The 17147-nt window shown below is 70.8% G+C and carries 15 protein-coding genes; 10 read left to right on the top strand and 5 right to left on the bottom strand.

Annotated elements, in window-relative coordinates:
* Nucleotides 1–171 precede the first annotated feature (171 nt).
* Complete coding sequence (purB, locus tag KBX50_RS21100; RefSeq protein ID WP_210939097.1) at nucleotides 172–1596, top strand: adenylosuccinate lyase; 1425 nt, start codon at nucleotides 172–174, stop codon at nucleotides 1594–1596.
* Between the two features lie 118 nt (nucleotides 1597–1714).
* On the opposite strand, the gene KBX50_RS21095 is transcribed toward purB, so the two are convergent.
* On the bottom strand, nucleotides 1715–2278 hold the full coding sequence (locus KBX50_RS21095) for a YbjQ family protein (protein ID WP_210939114.1): 564 nt from the start codon (nucleotides 2276–2278) through the stop codon (nucleotides 1715–1717).
* A 24-nt stretch (nucleotides 2279–2302) separates the two neighbouring features.
* Nucleotides 2303–2983, bottom strand: a complete 681-nt coding sequence (locus tag KBX50_RS21090) for a trypsin-like serine protease (protein WP_210939095.1) — start codon at nucleotides 2981–2983, stop codon at nucleotides 2303–2305.
* A gap of 449 nt (nucleotides 2984–3432) precedes the next feature.
* Here KBX50_RS21090 and purS point away from each other — a divergent pair, with 449 nt between their 5' ends.
* From purS to KBX50_RS21070, 4 genes are all read left to right on the top strand, one after another.
* Nucleotides 3433–3696 carry a phosphoribosylformylglycinamidine synthase subunit PurS gene (purS, locus tag KBX50_RS21085; protein WP_210939093.1) on the top strand — a complete coding sequence of 88 codons (264 nt, stop codon included), beginning with the start codon at nucleotides 3433–3435 and terminating at the stop codon, nucleotides 3694–3696.
* Nucleotides 3693–4376, top strand: a complete 684-nt coding sequence (purQ, locus tag KBX50_RS21080) for a phosphoribosylformylglycinamidine synthase subunit PurQ (RefSeq protein WP_210939091.1) — start codon at nucleotides 3693–3695, stop codon at nucleotides 4374–4376. The genes purS and purQ overlap by 4 nt, the downstream gene beginning before the upstream one ends.
* Nucleotides 4377–4443: 67 nt before the next feature.
* A complete protein-coding gene (purL, locus tag KBX50_RS21075) occupies nucleotides 4444–7329 on the top strand; it encodes a phosphoribosylformylglycinamidine synthase subunit PurL (protein ID WP_210939089.1) in 2886 nt (961 codons plus the stop codon).
* A 4-nt stretch (nucleotides 7330–7333) separates the two neighbouring features.
* Entirely contained in the window at nucleotides 7334–8089 is a 756-nt protein-coding gene (locus tag KBX50_RS21070; RefSeq protein WP_210939112.1) for a 2-phosphosulfolactate phosphatase, read from the top strand.
* A gap of 17 nt (nucleotides 8090–8106) precedes the next feature.
* Here KBX50_RS21070 and KBX50_RS21065 read toward each other — a convergent pair whose 3' ends face one another.
* A complete protein-coding gene (locus KBX50_RS21065; protein ID WP_210939087.1) occupies nucleotides 8107–10356 on the bottom strand; it encodes a carboxypeptidase-like regulatory domain-containing protein in 2250 nt (749 codons plus the stop codon).
* 132 nt (nucleotides 10357–10488) lie between these two features.
* Between KBX50_RS21065 and KBX50_RS21060 the strand changes: the two genes are divergently transcribed.
* From KBX50_RS21060 to amcA, 5 genes are all read left to right on the top strand, one after another.
* On the top strand, nucleotides 10489–10821 hold the full coding sequence (locus tag KBX50_RS21060) for a sterol carrier family protein (RefSeq protein ID WP_374224688.1): 333 nt from the start codon (nucleotides 10489–10491) through the stop codon (nucleotides 10819–10821).
* A 162-nt stretch (nucleotides 10822–10983) separates the two neighbouring features.
* Nucleotides 10984–12546 (top strand): amidophosphoribosyltransferase, encoded by a 1563-nt coding sequence (purF, locus tag KBX50_RS21055; RefSeq protein ID WP_210939084.1) that lies wholly within the window; start codon nucleotides 10984–10986, stop codon nucleotides 12544–12546.
* Between the two features lie 64 nt (nucleotides 12547–12610).
* A complete protein-coding gene (gene purM / locus KBX50_RS21050; RefSeq protein ID WP_210939082.1) occupies nucleotides 12611–13765 on the top strand; it encodes a phosphoribosylformylglycinamidine cyclo-ligase in 1155 nt (384 codons plus the stop codon).
* Nucleotides 13766–13942: 177 nt separating this feature from the next.
* On the top strand, nucleotides 13943–15046 hold the full coding sequence (gene amcB, locus KBX50_RS21045; protein WP_307871029.1) for a cyclophane-forming radical SAM peptide maturase AmcB: 1104 nt from the start codon (nucleotides 13943–13945) through the stop codon (nucleotides 15044–15046).
* Nucleotides 15015–15251 (top strand): multiple cyclophane-containing RiPP AmcA, encoded by a 237-nt coding sequence (amcA, locus tag KBX50_RS21040; RefSeq protein ID WP_210939077.1) that lies wholly within the window; start codon nucleotides 15015–15017, stop codon nucleotides 15249–15251. The genes amcB and amcA overlap by 32 nt, the downstream gene beginning before the upstream one ends.
* Nucleotides 15252–15397: 146 nt before the next feature.
* Here the strand turns inward: amcA and KBX50_RS21035 are convergent, their stop codons facing one another.
* Both KBX50_RS21035 and KBX50_RS21030 read right to left on the bottom strand, forming a co-directional pair.
* Complete coding sequence (locus KBX50_RS21035) at nucleotides 15398–15610, bottom strand: DUF3073 domain-containing protein (protein ID WP_093403828.1); 213 nt, start codon at nucleotides 15608–15610, stop codon at nucleotides 15398–15400.
* 358 nt (nucleotides 15611–15968) lie between these two features.
* Nucleotides 15969–17051, bottom strand: a complete 1083-nt coding sequence (locus tag KBX50_RS21030) for a Glu/Leu/Phe/Val dehydrogenase (RefSeq protein ID WP_210939076.1) — start codon at nucleotides 17049–17051, stop codon at nucleotides 15969–15971.
* Between the last annotated feature and the right edge of the window lie 96 nt (nucleotides 17052–17147).

Below are 17147 nucleotides of genomic sequence, written 5' to 3'. Positions count from 1 at the left end.
ATCCTGGACCGCTGAGCGCTGGCCCACCCCGCCCCCGCCCCCGCCCCGCCCCTGCCTTGCCCCGTTGATCATGAGGTTAGCGGCAGTTATTGATCTTCAAGTCGCCGCTAACCTCATGATCAACCCGGACCCGCTCGGGGGACCTCGGCGGGGGGTCGGGAGAATGGCGGGGTGACGACGATTCCGAACGTGCTTGCCAATCGGTACGGCTCGGCCGAGCTGGTCAACCTCTGGTCGCCGGAGGAGAAGATCCGGCTGGAACGACGGCTGTGGCTGGCCGTGCTGCGGGCGCAGCGGGATCTCGGCGTGCCGGTGCCGGACGGTGTGGTCGAGGCGTACGAGCGGGTGCTGGACGATGTCGACCTGACCTCGATCGCCGCACGGGAACGGGTCACCCGGCACGACGTGAAGGCCCGGATCGAGGAGTTCAGCGCGCTCGCCGGGCACGAGCACGTGCACAAGGGGATGACCTCCCGAGACCTCACCGAGAACGTCGAGCAGCTCCAGGTGCGCCGCTCACTGGAGCTGATCCGGGATCGGGTGGTGGCGACGCTGGCCCGGCTCGCCTGGCACGCCCACGAGTACGCGGACGTGGTGATGGCCGGCCGATCGCACAACGTGGCGGCGCAGGCGACCACGCTGGGCAAGCGCTTCGCCTCGGCCGCCGAGGAACTGCTGATCGCGTACGAGCGGTTGGAGGACCTGATCGCCCGGTATCCGCTGCGGGGGATCAAGGGGCCGGTGGGCACCGCCGCCGACCAGCTCGACCTCTTCGACGGCGACGCCGAGAAGGTCGCCGAGTTGGAGCGGCGGGTCGCCGAGCACCTGGGCTTCGGTCGGGTGCTGGGCAGCGTCGGCCAGGTCTACCCCCGGTCGCTCGACTTCGACGTGCTCTCCGCGTTGGCACAGGTGGCTGCGGCGCCGTCGTCGTTGGCCACCACGATCCGGCTGATGGTCGGTCAGGAGTTGGCCACCGAGGGCTTCAAGCCTGGCCAGGTCGGCTCCAGCGCGATGCCGCACAAGATGAACACCCGCTCGTCGGAGCGGGTGAACGGCTTCGCGGTGATCATCCGGGGTTACCTGTCGATGGTCGGCGAGCTGGCCGGTGACCAGTGGAACGAGGGGGACGTCTCCTGTTCGGTGGTGCGTCGGGTGGCCCTGCCGGACGCCTTCTTCGCCGCCGACGGGCTGTTCCAGACGTTCCTCACCGTGCTCGACGAGTTCGGCGCGTATCCGGCGGTGATCAACCGGGAACTGGAGCGGTTCCTGCCGTTCCTGGCCACCACCAAGATCCTGGTGGCGGCCGTCCGCCGGGGCGTCGGCCGGGAAACCGCCCACGAGGCGATCAAGGAGCACGCTGTCGCGGTCGCCCTGGCCATGCGGGAAAAGGGCACCCCCGACAACGACCTCTTCGACCGCCTGGCCGCCGACCCTCGCCTGGGCCTGTCCCGCCCCGAGATCGACACCCTGGTCGCCGACCGCGCCGCCTTCGTAGGCGCCGCCCCCACCCAGATCCAGTCGGTAACCGCCAGAATCACCAGAATCGTCGAATCCCACCCCCAGGCCGCCACCTACTCCCCACCCCCCATCCTCTGACAGCCCATCCAAGGCCAATGACGGCGTTGATCAAGAAGTTTTGGCCGGCGATCCGGTCGAATCTCGACCAAAACTTCTTGATCAACGGGCAGGGCGGGGCGCGGGGGGGTGGGGTGGGTTAGTCGCGGGTGGGGGTTTCGGGGGCGGTGCCGAGGGTGGGGGCGCTGGGGGGTTCGGCGATCTTGCCGAGTTCCTCGGCGAAGGCTGGTTCCTGGGCCGTCTCGGCGGCCACCAGGGGCTGGTCGGGGGGCATGACGTCGGGAGCTTTGGGTGCCACGATCACGGCGGTGCCGTAGGCGCAGATCTCCATCCACATCTCGCCGCAGTCGCGGCTGTCGAACCGCATCCCCACCACGGCGTTCGCGCCGAGCCGCCGGGCCTCCTCGCCGAGGCGGGCGACCGAGTCGGTACGCCAGCGGGTGAGGTTGTCCGGCGCCATCGGGTCGTACGCGCCACCGCGCAGGTTCTTCACTCCCTCGCGGTACGGGTTGCGGGTTCTGGCCATGGAGGAGACCACCTCGCCGAGGATCTGGCGGATCTCGTAGCCGGGAAGTTGATCCGTCGTCACGACCAGCACGTTTCCGATGCTGGCAGGCCTGGGTGCGGCACATCGTGAGCCCTGTTCACCTGCTCGGATGCTGAAAAACCGCGCGGCGCGGACGGCGGGCGCAGGGCCCACCATCCGCGCCGCCACGGGCGCTAACCGTCAGACGCCGGAAACGGACCGGATCCAGGCACGGTTGTACGCGACGCTGCCGTAGTTCTGGATGCTCTGGCCGTCGGCGGTGGAGGCCACGCCGACCTGCTGGCCGTTGTAGAACTGTGGGCCGCCCGAGTCGCCCCGCCAGGCGTTGCCGTTGATCCGGCTGCTCCGGATCGCCTGCCCGCCGTACGCGTCACTCACGTTCGTGCTGGTGACCCGGACGCTCGCGGTTTTGAGCTGGCTCGACGCCGAGCAGCCGCTGTAGCAGGTCATGCCCCAGCCGTAGATCGAGTTCGTCGAGTTGACCGGCGGGTTGCTGGAGGCCAGCGTGACGTAGCTGGTGCTCACCGAGCTGGACAGGCGCATCAGGGCCACGTCGTACCGGCCGTAGGTGGCGCTGACCGTGCGGGTGACACCGCCGGAGGAGCGGTAGACGCTGCCCACCCGGACCGACATCGAGCCGCCGAGGCAGTGCCGCGCGGTGAGCACCCACTGCGGGGCGATGATCGTGCCGGAGCAGGTGAACGAGCCGTTGCTGAAGACCGCGGCGGCCCACGGCGCCGAGGAGACGGTGCCGCCACCGATGATGTAGGGACCGACGGGTGAGGCGACGGCGCCGGAACTGGCGCCCATCACCGCGGCCATGGCGGTGGCGAAGACCGCGATCAGGGATCGGATGCGCATGGGACTCCTTCGGGGTTCCCAGGACCCGGGTTCACCGGGCCGGCCTGCGGTGGCGGACGGGGGTGATCCGCCACCACGACGTCTTAATATCGACGTCTGACGATGTACGGTAGGGCCCGGTGAGGTGTTTCACAAGAGGTTCATTGAAACAAGGCGATGTAACAGTTGGATTTCCCGTCGCGGGGCCGCTCGCGACCGGCGGCGGCTCTCAGCTGCTCTGCCGTCGGGGGCTCGTCCGGCCCGGTGGGCGATCGGCAGGGGCTGGCAACGAAGCCGTATCGGGATCGCAACGAACCCGTATCGGTCCCGACAGGCCCGTGCGGGTAGGGTCCGAGCGGCACCCGGGCGGCGTCCGGCCGGTGCGTCTGGCGCGGCATCTGCCAGGTAGGCTGGCTGCGCTCGCCCGTTGTGGGTCGGCACCCAACTGCGTACACAGTCAGGAGTGCCCAGTGCCTCGCGTCGTCGTCGACGTCATGCTCAAGCCCGAGATCCTCGATCCTCAGGGCCAGGCCGTCGCAAACGCGCTGCCCCGGCTCGGCGTCAACGACGTCGCCTCGGTACGGATCGGCAGGCGGATCGAGATCGACTTTACCGGTGAACCGGACCTGGACCGGGCTCGGGAGATCGCCGACAAGTTGCTCGCCAACCCGGTCATCGAGGACTTCACGGTCCGTCTGGTCGAGACCGACGAACCCGCGGAAGCCCGGTCGTGACCGCCCGGGTCGGTGTGGTGACGTTCCCCGGCTCGCTGGACGACGGGGACGCGGCCCGGGCCGTACGGATCGCCGGCGCCGAACCGGTCCGTCTCTGGCACGGTGAGGCGGAGCTGCACGGGGTGGACGCGGTCGTCCTGCCCGGCGGCTTCTCCTACGGCGACTACCTGCGCTGCGGCGCCATCGCCCGGTTCGCGCCGGTGATGGAGAAGATCATCGGCGCCGCCGGCGAGGGCCTGCCCGTGCTGGGCATCTGCAACGGCTTCCAGATCCTCTGCGAGGCACACCTGCTGCCCGGGGCGCTCACCCGCAACCAGCACCTGCACTTCCGTAACCGCGACCAGATCCTGCGCATCGAGACGACCGGGACCGCCTGGACGAACACCTTCCAGCCGGGCCAGGAGGTGCTGATCCCGGTCAAGAACGGCGAGGGTTGCTACGTCGCCGACCCGGCAACGCTGGACGAGCTTGAGGCCCAGGGCCGGGTCGTCGCCCGTTACGTCGGTGGCAACCCCAACGGATCGCAGCGGGACATCGCCGCGATCACCAACCAGGCCGGCAACGTGGTCGGCATCATGCCGCATCCCGAGCACGCGGTGGAGGCGCTCACCGGCCCCTCCCTCGACGGTCTCGGCTTCTTCACCTCCGTGCTGAAGCACCTGGTGGGGACGCCGGCGTGACCGTCCGCGGCGGGATCATCGGTCGGCTCACCCGCCCGTCGGGCGGCGAGCGCAACAAGGAGACGTCATGACCACGCATCCGGACCCGGTGCGGGACAACCCGGAGGCGGTCCCGGCGCAGCCGCAGCCGGCCGCCGCTCCGCCGGCCACCCCGGCCCGGCACGCCGCCGCGTCCGAGGCCACCGAGTGGACCGACGGGGTGGACACCGTGCCGCGTGCCGCGGGCACTCCGGAGGAGCTCCAGCCGTACGCCGAGCTGGGGCTCGCCGACGACGAGTACGACCGCATCCGGCACATCCTGGGCCGCCGGCCGACCCAGTCCGAGCTGGCGATGTACTCGATCATGTGGAGCGAGCACTGCTCCTACAAGTCCAGCAAGGTGCATCTGCGGCAGTTCGGCGAGAAGGCCCCGCCGAGCGACCGGCTGCTCGCCGGCATCGGAGAGAACGCCGGTGTGGTGCGGATCTCCGACGAACTCGCGGTGACCTTCAAGGTCGAGTCGCACAACCATCCGAGCTTCGTCGAGCCGTACCAGGGCGCGGCGACCGGTGTCGGCGGCATCGTCCGCGACATCCTGGCGATGGGCGCCCGCCCGGTGGCGGTGATGGACCCACTGCGCTTCGGCGCCGCGGACCACCCGGACACCGCCCGGGTGCTGCCCGGCGTGGTCGCCGGTGTCGGCGGCTACGGCAACTGCCTCGGCCTGCCCAACATCGGTGGTGAGGTGGTCTTCGACCCCTGCTACCAGGGCAACCCACTGGTCAACGCGCTCTGCCTGGGCGTGCTGCCGGTCGACCGGCTACAGAAGAAGGACGCCAACGGCCCCGGCAACGTGGTGGTGCTGATGGGGGCCAAGACCGGCCGGGACGGCATCGGCGGCGTCTCGGTGCTGGCCAGCGCCACCTTCACCGAAGGCAGCGAGCAGCGCCGCCCGTCCGTGCAGGTGGGCGACCCCTTCATGGAGAAGCTGCTGATCGAGGCGTGCCTGGAGCTGTACGACGCCGAACTGGTCGTCGGCATCCAGGATCTCGGCGGCGCCGGCCTGACCTGCGCCCTGACCGAGACGGCCGCCTCCGCCGGCACCGGCATGCGGGTGTGGCTGGAACGGGTGCCGCTGCGCGAGCCCTCGATGGAGCCGCACGAGATCCTGGCCAGCGAGTCCCAGGAGCGGATGCTGCTGGTCGTCACGCCGGAGAAGCTGGAGGCGGTGCTCAAGACCGCCGAGAAGTGGGGCGTCTGGGCCACCGCGATCGGCGAGGTCACCGCGCCCGAGTCGGACGGTTCACCGGGCCGGCTGCACATCACCTGGCGGGATCACCTGGTGGTGGACGTACCGCCGGGCTCGCTTGTGGACGACGGGCCGGTCTACGCCCGGCCGATGCGCGAGCCGGCGGACCTGATCCTGCTCCAGGCCGACCGGGCGGAGACGCTGCCCCGGCCGAGCGACCCGGACATGCTGCGCGAGACCGTGCTGCGGATGATCGCCTCGCCCAACCTCTGCGACAAGACCTGGGTCACCGAGCAGTACGACCGCTACGTGCTGGGCAACACCGTGCTCGCCCAGCCGGAGGACTCGGGTGTGATCCGCATCGACGAGCGCACCGGGCTGGGCGTGGCGCTGTCCGTGGACGGCAACGGCCGGTACGCCCGGCTCGACCCGTACCAGGGCGCCAAGCTGGCGCTGGCCGAGGCGTACCGGAACGTGTCGGTGACCGGCGCGACGCCGATCGCGGTCACCGACTGCCTGAACTTCGGCTCGCCCGAGGACCCGGGCGTGATGTGGCAGTTCGCCGAGGCCGTACGCGGCCTGGCCGACGGCTGCGCCGAGCTGGGCATCCCGGTGACCGGCGGCAACGTCAGCTTCTACAACCAGACCGGTGCGGCGGCGATCCACCCCACCCCGGTCGTCGGCGTGCTCGGCGTGCTGGAGAACGTGGCCGACCGGGTGGCGTCGGGCTTCGTGCCGCGCCCCGGCGCCGATCACGACCAGCTCTTCCTGCTCGGCGAGACGCACGTGGAACTCTCCGGCTCGGAGTGGGCCTGGGTCACCCACCAGCACCTCGGTGGCGTACCCCCGCACGTCGACCTGGCGCGCGAGAAGCAGCTCGCCGGCCTGCTGGCCGACGCGGCCAGGGTCGGGCACCTCAGCTCCGCGCACGACCTCTCCGACGGTGGTCTCGCGCAGAGCCTGGTGGAGTCCTGCCTGCGGCACGGCGTCGGGGCCCGGATCGCGGTGCCGGAGCGGTTCGAGGGCAGCTCGATGCCGTTCGTCTTCCTGTTCAGCGAGTCCGCCGGTCGGGTGCTCGTGTCGGTGCCGCGAGGGCACGAGAAGGCGTTCACCGCGCTCTGCGGCGAGCACGGCGTGCCGTGGGAGCTGATCGGCGTCACCGACCCGACGGGCGGCGCGCTGGAGGTGCACGGCCAGTTCCGGATCGGCCTGGACGAGCTGCGCGAGGCGTACACCGCCACCCTGCCGGCTCTGTTCGGCGGCGTGCAGCCATTTGAGGTGACCGCCCCGGCAACTGCCGAGGTCGTCGTCGACGGGCCGGTTGCCGAGGAAGACGTGGCTGTCGACATCGACGGCGCGCGGGCCGACGCGTCGACGACCGGTCCTGCGCAGTCCCCGCGCCAGACCACCGGCCGGCAGCCGACCGAGACGGAGGCGGCTGGCGCAGCGCGGACCGCCCCCGCGGAGGCCGAAGCTGTGCCGGCAGCGACCGGAGCCGCGCCGGTGCCGGCCGAGCAGGCACCGGGCGCGATGGATTCGACAGGCGAGTCGGCCGACCGACCGGCAGAGCGGGCCACCCCGCCGGTGCGTGGTGACCGTGTCGCGGTCCCGCCGTCGGCCGAGGCCGCCGATCCGGCCGCCCCGGTAGGCGGCCACGAGGAACCCGGGGCGGACGCCCCGCAACACGGTGACACCGAGCAGCCCGCCGCGCCCGACGAGCGCTGAGGCCCTGGCCGCGGCCGTATCCGCCCAACCCGGATCGGGGGTCCGGTTCGACTGGGGCCTGGCGGGTGCGGCCGAATTCGGCCGGGTCTGCGCGGTACTGGTGGTGGTGGACGTGCTGTCGTTCACCACCACCGTCGAGGTGGCGGTGGGGCGGGGGATGCGCGTGCACCCGTTCCCCTGGGGCGAACAGGCGGCCGCCTACGCCCGCCGGGTCGGCGCGGTCGCCGCGACCGGCCGGCGACAGGTCACCCGCGACCATCCGTGGTCGCTGTCGCCGGCCGCGTTGAGTCGAGCTCCGGTGGTGCCCGACCTGGTGCTGCCGTCGCCCAACGGATCGGCCATCAGCGCCGCTGCCAGCGCCACCGGGCTACCGGTGGTTGCGGCCAACCTGCGCAACGCCCGCACCGTCGGGCGTTGGCTGAGCAGCCAGGGGTACGGCTCGACGGCCGCCCCGATTGGCGTGGTGGCCGCTGGTGAACGGTGGCCGGACGGATCGTTGCGCCCTTCGGTGGAGGACCAGTTGGGTGCGGCCAGCGTGCTGGACGCCCTCTCCGGTGCGCCGGGCGGGCTCTCGGTGGAGGCGGCCATGGCACTGGCCGCGCTGGCCAGCACCCCGGACGTACCGGCGGCTGTCCGCGGCTGTGTCTCGGGTCGAGAGTTGATCGAAGGTGGCTTCGCCGAGGATGTCGAGATCGCGGTACGCGTCGACACCTCCGACGTCATCCCACTGCTCCGCCAGGGCGTCTTCTCCGCCGCCTGACCGCCGGCGACCGGGACTCAGTCGTCCAGCCAGTCCAGGCGGCGACCGCCACGGTCCTGGGGCGCGCCCTCGGGTCGGCCACGGCCAGCCTGTGCCGTGTCGCCGTAGCCGCCGCCCTGGCCGTAACCACCCTGGTCGTAGCCGTTGTCGTAACCGCCGCGCTGCCGTGGGGGCTCCTGACCGTACCCGCCGCCGGTCTGGCCACCACCGTAGCCACCCTGGTCGTAACCGGCGGGTGGCGGCGCGTCCTGGCCGTATCCGCCGCCGGCCGGGCCGCCGTAGCCGCCCTGGTCGTAACCGCTGTCGTAGCTGGTGTTGTCGTAGCCACCGCGCTGGTGCCCGGCGTCCTGGCCGTAGCCCCCGGCCGGCTGGTCATACCCGCCAGCGGGTGCCGCGCCGTAACCGCCGCCCGACTGTCCCGCAGAGTAGCCACGGTTCGAGTCGCCCTGACCGTATCCGCCGCCCGGCTCACCTTCGCCGTAGCCGCGGGTCGCGTCGCTCTGACCGTAGCCGCCGGGCGCGTCCTGGCTGTAACCGCGCGTCGGGTCGCTCTGGCCGTAGCCACCGGCAGGCTCGTGGCGACCGTAGTCGCCGCCGGCCTCGCCTCGCCCGTAACCGCCGGCCTCGCTCTGCCCGTAACCGCCCGGCTCGGACTGGCCGTAGCCCTGGCCGGCCTCCGGCTGGTACATCCCGGTGGCGTACGGGTCGGCGGGGGCCGGGTAGGCCGTTTCCTCGCCCTGGTAGCGGCCGGTCGGCTCGTCGTACCGCTGGCCGTAGCCGCCACCTGCCGGCGGGTAGTCCGGGCCGGCGTTGCCAGCACCGTAGTCGCGGCTGCCGTAGCCACTGCCCGACGACGGACTGTTGCCGTAACCGCTGCCAGAGGACGGGGCGTTGCCGTAGCCACCGCCCGATGAGGGGGCGTTGCCGTAGCCCGGAGCGCCGTAGCCGCCCGGCTCGTCGCCGTAACCGCCACCACCGGACCAGCCACCGGGCCCGCTCGCGGCACCGTAGGGCTGCGGCGGTGCGCCGTAGGGGTCCGGCGGAACGTCGTCGACGACCGGCTGGTGCATCATCGTCGGCGCATTCGCCAACCCGGCGCCGCCGACCATGGTCGGGTCCGGTGCGGCACCGACCCGGTTCACCACCCGGGTCTGGTCGTCCGCACCGGCGAACGAGCCGCGGGCCGCCGGTACCGCGCCGGCCGGAGCGCCGGCGGGAACATCACCGTCTGGCTCGACGTCCTCGTTCTCCTTGCGCTTCATCCAGAGCAGCACGATCGTGCCGACACCGACGGCCACGAAGAGACCGCCCAGCAGGATGAGCAGCCAGTTGCCGAATCCACCGGAGTCCTCGTTGGAGGCCGGGGCCTGGGCGGCAGCGCTCTCGACGGGGGTCTCCTCCTCTTCGCCGAGTTCCTCCTCGAACGGGTCCTCGGTCGGCACCGCCGACTCGCTTGCCGACGGGGTGGGGCTCGGGCTCTCCGACGCCGCGATCGGGAGGGTGATCCGGCGTCCGGTGATGCTCTGCCCGGCGTTGGCGGTGAAGCTCGCCACGGCGTTCTTGTTCTCGGCGCTCGCGCCGATGTCGATCCGCCCGGGCGCGATCGGGTTGTCGCTGCTGCCGGTGAACCGGAAGTTGCCGTCGCCGTTGGTGGTGGTGTCCCGCTGCTTGCCAGCACTGTCCTTCAGCAGGACGTACGCGCCCGCCACCGCGTCGCCGCCCTGGTCGACGACCTTGCCGGAGATCGACCGCACCGTCTGCGGCGCCTGCGTCGTCGGCGGCGGGTTGGGGCCCCGCACCGTCATGTCGCGCTCGTCGCTGCCCTCGTCGCCCCCGGCCCGAGCGGAGACCCGCACCTTGCCGGAGCGCTCCTGGCCGGCCGCCACGTCGCCCGCGACCAGGGTCACCGTGATCGACTCTTCCTCGCCGGCCTGGATCAGCCGGGCTGGAATGTTGCAGTCGCCCTGACAGCTGAGGCCGTTGAAGGTGCTGACGGTGATGCTGAAGGGTAGAGAACTGTCGACGTTCCTGACCCGAAACGTCATCGACGTTTTCTGACCGGACTGGAGGGTACCGTTCGACAGACTCGTGATCTGGACGTCCGGGTCCTCGGCGAAGGCGGGTGTGGCTGGGACGGCGAGCAGGGCACCGATCATCAGCGCCACGACCACACCGGCCCGCTTGTGCCAGGCTCGTCGGTGTGTTGACACGTCCACCGCCTTCCGGACTGACCTCCCCTGACCGACGGGTGCCGGGCGGGGGAACATCACGGTACGAATACGCCGTCGGCAACTATGCCTTGTCGGGCCGGATCGGCGCGACCCAGGGCCAGCGTGACGGCCGACGCGATCACGCCGTATCGTCCCGTCGTGTCCTCTCCGTACATTAAGTCCGCCTCGGTGGTGGCGGCGTTGTCGGCGCTCGATGAGGGGCGTACACCCGAACGGTCGGTGCTCCGCGAGGCGGTCAGGGCCTTGTTGACCCTCCTCGCGGACCGCGCCCCCGGCCGATCGGTGGAGGTGCGAGTCCCACCTTACGGTGCAGTTCAGTGCGTTCCGGGGCCGCGACACACCCGCGGTACTCCTCCGAACACGGTGGAGATGGATCCGGAAACCTGGCTCGGGTTGGCCACGGGGCGACTCAGCTGGAGGCAGGCGGTTACGGAGGGTCGCGTCAAGGCGAGTGGGGCTCGCGCTGATCTGTCCGCGTATCTGCCGCTCGAACTGGGGTGATGGCTGGGGCTGGATGACACATAGCGGTGACAGTGTGACTGTATGTGGCGACATGGATTCGCGTACACTGTCAGGCGACGACAGTGTGGTCCCGGCCGAGAGGTGCGGAGCAACCCCCGTGGTTCCGCCAGGCCAGTCCAGACCAGCAAGAGGGAGCGGCAGGTGCCCCGAGGCGACGGCCGGCTGAGCCACGACCTTGATCCCCAGCGACCCGGCCCCCAGGACGCGTGCGGTGTCTTCGGTGTCTGGGCACCGGGGGAAGAGGTTGCCAACCTGACCTACTTCGGGCTGTACGCGTTGCAGCACCGGGGTCAGGAGGCGGCCGGCATAGCGGTCAGCGACGGCTCCGGCGTGGTGGTCTACAAGGATCTCGGCTTGGTGGCCCAGGTCTTCGACGAGCCGACGCTGGCCAGCCTGCGTGGTCATGTCGCGATCGGGCACGCGCGTTACTCCACGACCGGCGCGTCGACGTGGGAGAACGCCCAGCCGACCATCCGGGCTACCAGTTCGGGCACCACCATCGCGCTGGCGCACAACGGAAACCTGGTCAACACGGCCGAGTTGCAGCGTGAGGTGGCCGAGCGTGGCCTCGGCGCGGACGGTTCGACGAACGACACCTCGTTGGTCACCATGCTGCTGGCCAGCCGGCCGGATCTGTCTGTCGAGGCCGCCGCGCTGGAGGTCCTGCCGCAGCTGCGAGGCGCGTTCAGCTTCGTCTTCATGGACGAGTCGACCCTCTACGCCGCGCGCGACCCGCACGGTGTGCGTCCGCTGGTGCTGGGCCGACTGGAGCGCGGCTGGGTGGTGGCCAGCGAGACCGCCGCGCTGGACATCGTCGGTGCCAGCGTGGTCCGCGAGGTCGAGCCGGGCGAGCTGATCGCGATCGACGCGGAGGGGCTGCGGTCCACCAGGTTCGCCGCCCCCGAGCCCAAGGGCTGCCTCTTCGAGTACGTCTACATTGCCCGGCCGGACGCCACCATCGCCGGCCGCAACGTGCATGCCGCCCGGGTCCAGATCGGGCGACAACTGGCCAAGGAACACCCGGTCGACGCTGACCTGGTGATCCCGGTGCCCGAGTCGGGCACGCCGGCAGCGATCGGCTACGCCGAACAGTCCGGCATCACCTACGGTGCCGGCCTGGTGAAGAACCCGTACGTCGGGCGTACCTTCATCCAGCCGTCGCAGACGCTGCGTCAGCTCGGCATCCGGCTCAAGCTCAACCCGCTGCGGGAGAACGTGCGGGGCAAGCGCCTGGTCGTGGTCGACGACTCCATCGTCCGCGGCAACACCCAGCGCGCGATCGTGCGGATGCTGCGCGAGGCCGGTGCGGTGGAGGTGCACGTACGCATCTCCTCGCCGCCGGTCTCCTGGCCGTGCTTCTACGGCATCGACTTCGCCACCCGCGCCGAACTGCTCGCCAACGGCCTCGACAACGACGGCATCCGGCGCTCGATCGGCGCGGACACGCTGGGTTACGTCTCGTTGTCCGGCCTGATCGCCGCGACCGAGCAGCCGAAGACCCGGCTCTGTCGGGCCTGCTTCGACGGGGAGTACCCGATCGAACTGCCCGTCGGCAACCTGATCGGCAAGCACGTGCTCGAAGGGATCGGACGCCGGGTCGCCAACCACACGGCCGACGAGATCGGATCCGCCGAGCAACTCGTCCCGCCACTCGACAGCAGCTTCGGCGACCTCAAACCGTCGGCGACCACAAACCGCCCGTAGCACCGCCCGGCTGCCGTGCCGGTCACCGTCGACGCGACAGCCGAGAACCACAAAGGGGAGAACCGTGACGCACGTGTCCGAGCGCAGCGGCGCAGGAAGCAGCCCGAGCGGCGCTGGCGGGGACCGTCAGCCCTGGACGGCCGGTTCCGGCCGCCCGGCGCGCAAACGCGCGGTCTCGTACGCGGACGCTGGCGTGTCCATCGAGGCGGGTGACCGTGCCGTGGAACTGCTCAAGTCGAAGGTGAAGCAGACCCGCCGGCCGGAGGTGATGGGTGACCTCGGCGGCTTCGCCGGCCTGTTCCGGCTGGACACCACGAAGTACAAGCACCCGATTCTGGCCTCCTCCACCGACGGCGTCGGCACCAAGCTGGTGATCGCCCAGCAGATGGACATCCACGACACGGTCGGCATCGACCTGGTCGCGATGGTTGTCGACGACCTGGTCGCCTGCGGCGCGGAGCCGCTGTTCCTGCTGGACTACATCGCCACCGGCGAGGTGGTACCGGACAAGGTCGCCGAGATCGGCGCCGGCATCGCCGACGGCTGCCGGTACGCGGGTTGCGCGCTGCTGGGTGGCGAGACCGCCGAGCACCCGGGCGTGCTGCGCCCCGACGAGTACGACATCTCCGCCACCGGCGTCGGAGTGGTGGAGGAGAGCGAGATCCTCAGCTCCGAGCGGGTCGAGGTGGGCGACGTGGTGATCGCGATGCGATCGTCCGGCCTGCACTCGAACGGCTACTCCCTGGTCCGGCACGTGCTGCTGGGCGCCGGTCGGATGCGCCTCGACGTGGTGATCGACGACTTCGGTCGCCAGCGCACCCTCGGCGAGGAACTGCTCACCCCCACCAAGATCTACGCACAGGACTGCCTCAAGCTGATCGCGGAGGCCGAGGTGCGGGCCCTGGCCCACGTCACCGGCGGCGGGATCCCCGGCAATCTGGTGCGGATCCTGCCGGAGCACGTGGACGCCGTGGTGAACCGCTCGACCTGGAAGCCGCAGCCGGTCTTCGACCTGGTCCAGTCCAAGGGCCGGATCGAGGATCCGGAGATGGAGGCGACCTTCAACATGGGCGTCGGCATGTTCGCGATCGTGTCGGCGGAGGACGCCGACCGGGCGCTGGCCACGCTCACCGGGCGGGGCGTCGACGCCTGGCAGGTCGGCGAAATCATCGAGGGCACCGGTGAGGTGCGGATGGTCGGCCAGCACACCCGAGGATGATCACTTTGCGCTGATCGTCCGACCACCTGATCAGGGCTTCACCCGAGTGGCCGTCGCGGCCTAGCCTGAAGGGCACCCTCGAGAGCTGCGGGGGCGCGCCCCTGCCGGGTCGCGCCCGGCAGCCCAAGACCGCTACGGAGGAGGGCGATGGCTGCGCGGGGACGGTCATTGGGCGGGATGCGGGGCCTGGCCACCGTCCCGTCGTACGTCGTGATGCAGCCCACCACCCTCTGCAATCTCGACTGCGCGTACTGCTACCTGCCGTTCCGGGCGGCGGACCGGCAGATGCCGGTCGCGGTGGCTGAGGCGGTGGCCGCCTCGGTGAACCGGTGGGCGGCCACCGACCGGTTCTCCGTGGTCTGGCACGGTGGCGAGCCGCTGGCCGCCGGTCGGGAGCGGCTGGCGGCGCTGATGGCGCCCTTCGGGCCCGAGGTGGAGCATCACGTCCAGACCAACGCCACGCTGATCGACGATGCCTGGTGCGAGTTCTTCGTCCGGCACCGGATGCGGGTCAGCGTGAGTGTGGACGGGCCGCGGGAACGCAACGGTGAGCGGGTCACCCGGGCCGGTCGGCCGGCGTACGACCGGATCGTCCGCGGGGTGGCCGCGCTGCGTCGGCACGGGCTGCCGTTCTCGGCGCTCGCGGTGGTGAACGACCCGTCGCCCGGCCGGGCCAGCGAGCTGTACGACTACTTCCTCGACCTCGGTTGCGAGGTGCTCGGCGTCAACATCGAAGAGACCGAGGGAGTCAACACCCGGGACAACGCCCACGCCGCCCCGGCGGTGACCGGGTTCTGGGCCGAGCTGGTCGCGGCCTGGCGGCGGGATCCCCGGATTCACCTGCGGGAGGTGGAGTGGTCGTTGCGGTACGCCGCAGCGGTGCTGGACGGTACGGCGGACGATCTGCTGCCCAGCCGGCTCGACCCGATACCGACGGTGGCGTACGACGGCTCGGTCGTGGTGCTCTCACCCGAGCTGGCCGGTTTCCACGATCCCCGCTACGGCGACTTCTCCAGCGGAAGCGTGCTCACCACCCCGTTGCACACCATCCTGGCCGACGCGGGGCGCACCCCCTGGGTCGGCGAGTTCATCGACGGTGTGGAGGCGTGTCGCGCCTCCTGCCCGTATTTCGGTTTCTGTGGCGGAGGCCACGCGGCCAACCGCTACTTCGAGCTGGGGCGTTTTGACGGTACGGAGACCGAGCACTGCCGCAACAGCAAGATCCGCCTACTGGAGGGAGTGTTGGAGCATGCCCGAGACCACCAGTCACCGGGAGCCTGAGACCGTGGCGGGAGACGAGCCCGACCGGGTCGCCGACCGGGTACGGGAGGCCGCTGCCGGACTCAACGCCCTGCTCCACGAGGCCGAGGACGCGCGTCGCCTACGGGCGGAGGTGGCGGGTGGCGACGGGGCCAGCGCGGTCTGCGCCTGGAACCACTTCGAGAACATCCCGACGTTCTACAACTGGAACAACCGCCCCCGCTGACCAGGCGGTGCCGAGGGCCCGCCACGCCGCCGGAGCATCGTCCGGCCGTGGTGGGCCCTCGACTCGTCGGGTGCTGCACGCCGCTGCGCAGCGGGCACATACGTGAGCACGCGGGGAGTCACCGCGTGCTCAGATGTGACCGGGGGTCAGCGGGTCGGACGGACCCAGTTGTCCGGGTCGTCGTCGGAGTGGTCCTCGTCATCGTCGACGTACTCTTTGTAGTCGTCGTCGAAGTTGCGGTCCGACTTGCCGCTGCCGCCGAGTTCTCGCTGCAAGGCGGCGAGGTCGGTGTTCGGGGAGTGGTACTTCAGCTCCCGGGCCACCTTTGTCTGCTTGGCCTTAGCACGGCCGCGCCCCATGGCTCGACCCCCTCGCACAGAATGCGGGGCAGCCCGAAGGCGGGCCCCGATGACGTCAGGCATCTCTCGTGGCTCTTACGGTACATGGGGATGCCACCGTTCGGCACCTCGGGTTACCTACGACCACGACCGCGCGTTGCGGTTGTCAGGACGTCACCCATTGTACCCGGTAAGGAGCGGTGCCGAGATCGGTCATGACATGGGGTAAATCTCCGCGAACAGGTCGTAAATTCAGCTTAGAGCGACCGGTACCGGGCGATGGCGGGTCGTCTCGCGTCCACCGCCCTGTCGGCAGTTCCCTTGGCCGGACCGAGGCGTCGGGGGCGGACACCGGCCCGCCCCCGACGGTGCGTCGTCGTCAGCGCAGGTGGATCGTGCGCAGCCGGCCGATCTCGGCCATCCGCCGCTCGGCCAGCCGGTCCGCCGCCACGGCCGGCGGCACGCCGTCGGTGTCGGCGAGACGGAGGATTTCCCGCGTGGTGTCGTAGATCCGGGTGGCGCGCAACTTGGCCCGCTCGAAGTCGAAGCCCTCGATCTCATCCGCGACCTGGATCACACCGCCGGCGTTCACCACGTAATCGGGCGCGTAGAGGATGCCCCGGTCGGCGAGCAGCTTCTCCACCCCGGAGTGGGCGAGCTGGTTGTTGGCCGCCCCGGCGACCACCTTGGCTTGCAGCGCCGCCACCGTGTCGTCGTCGAGGGCACCGCCGAGGGCGCACGGGGCGTACACGTCGATGTCGGCGACGACCAGCGCGGAGACGTCGTTGACGAGGTGGACCTCGGGGTGTGTGGTGCGCGCCCAGTCCAGCGCCCGCGCGCTGACGTCGGTGGCGACCACCTCGGCCCCGTCCTCCAGGAGGTGACCGACGAGGTACTTGCCGACCTTGCCCAGCCCGGCGACGCCTACCCGTCGACCGTTGAGCGTCGGTACGCCCCAGACGTGCTCGGCCGCCGCTCGCATGCCCTGGAACACGCCCCAGGCGGTGAGGATCGACGAGTCGCCCGCCCCGCCGTGCTCGACGCTCCGGCCGGTGACGTACCGGGTCTCCCGGGCGATCACGTCCATGTCCGGCACGTAGGTGCCGACGTCGCAGGCGGTGTAGTACCGGCCGCTCAGGGACTCCACGAAGCGACCGTAGGCGCGCAGCAGCGCCTCGCTCTTGATCTGCTCGGGGTCACCCCAGATGACCGCCTTGCCACCGCCCAGGTCCAATCCCGCGAGCGCGTTCTTGTACGCCATGCCGCGGGAGAGGTCGAGCACGTCGGCGAGGGCGGCCTCCTCGCTGTCGTACGGGTAGAACCGGGTGCCGCCGAGCGCGGGACCCAGCGCGGTGGAGTAGATGCCGATGATCGCCTTCAGGCCGGTCTGCTTGTCCTGGCAGAACACGACCTGCTCGTGACCCGTGGATTCCGGGTCGTCCGTGGTGGCGAATACGCCCATGACTGGCTCCTGTGTCGGCGGGCGCCCTTGTGGGGCGCGGACCTGGTCAACGTCGGCGGGGATGCTGCCGGTGTTGCGAGCCTAGTATCGGCGCGC

Source organism: Micromonospora sp. C51, assembly GCF_018070435.1.
Lineage (GTDB): Bacteria > Actinomycetota > Actinomycetes > Mycobacteriales > Micromonosporaceae > Micromonospora > Micromonospora sediminimaris.
Note: the sequence above shows the minus strand (reverse complement) of the source record. Positions and strands in the feature narration are given on the sequence as shown.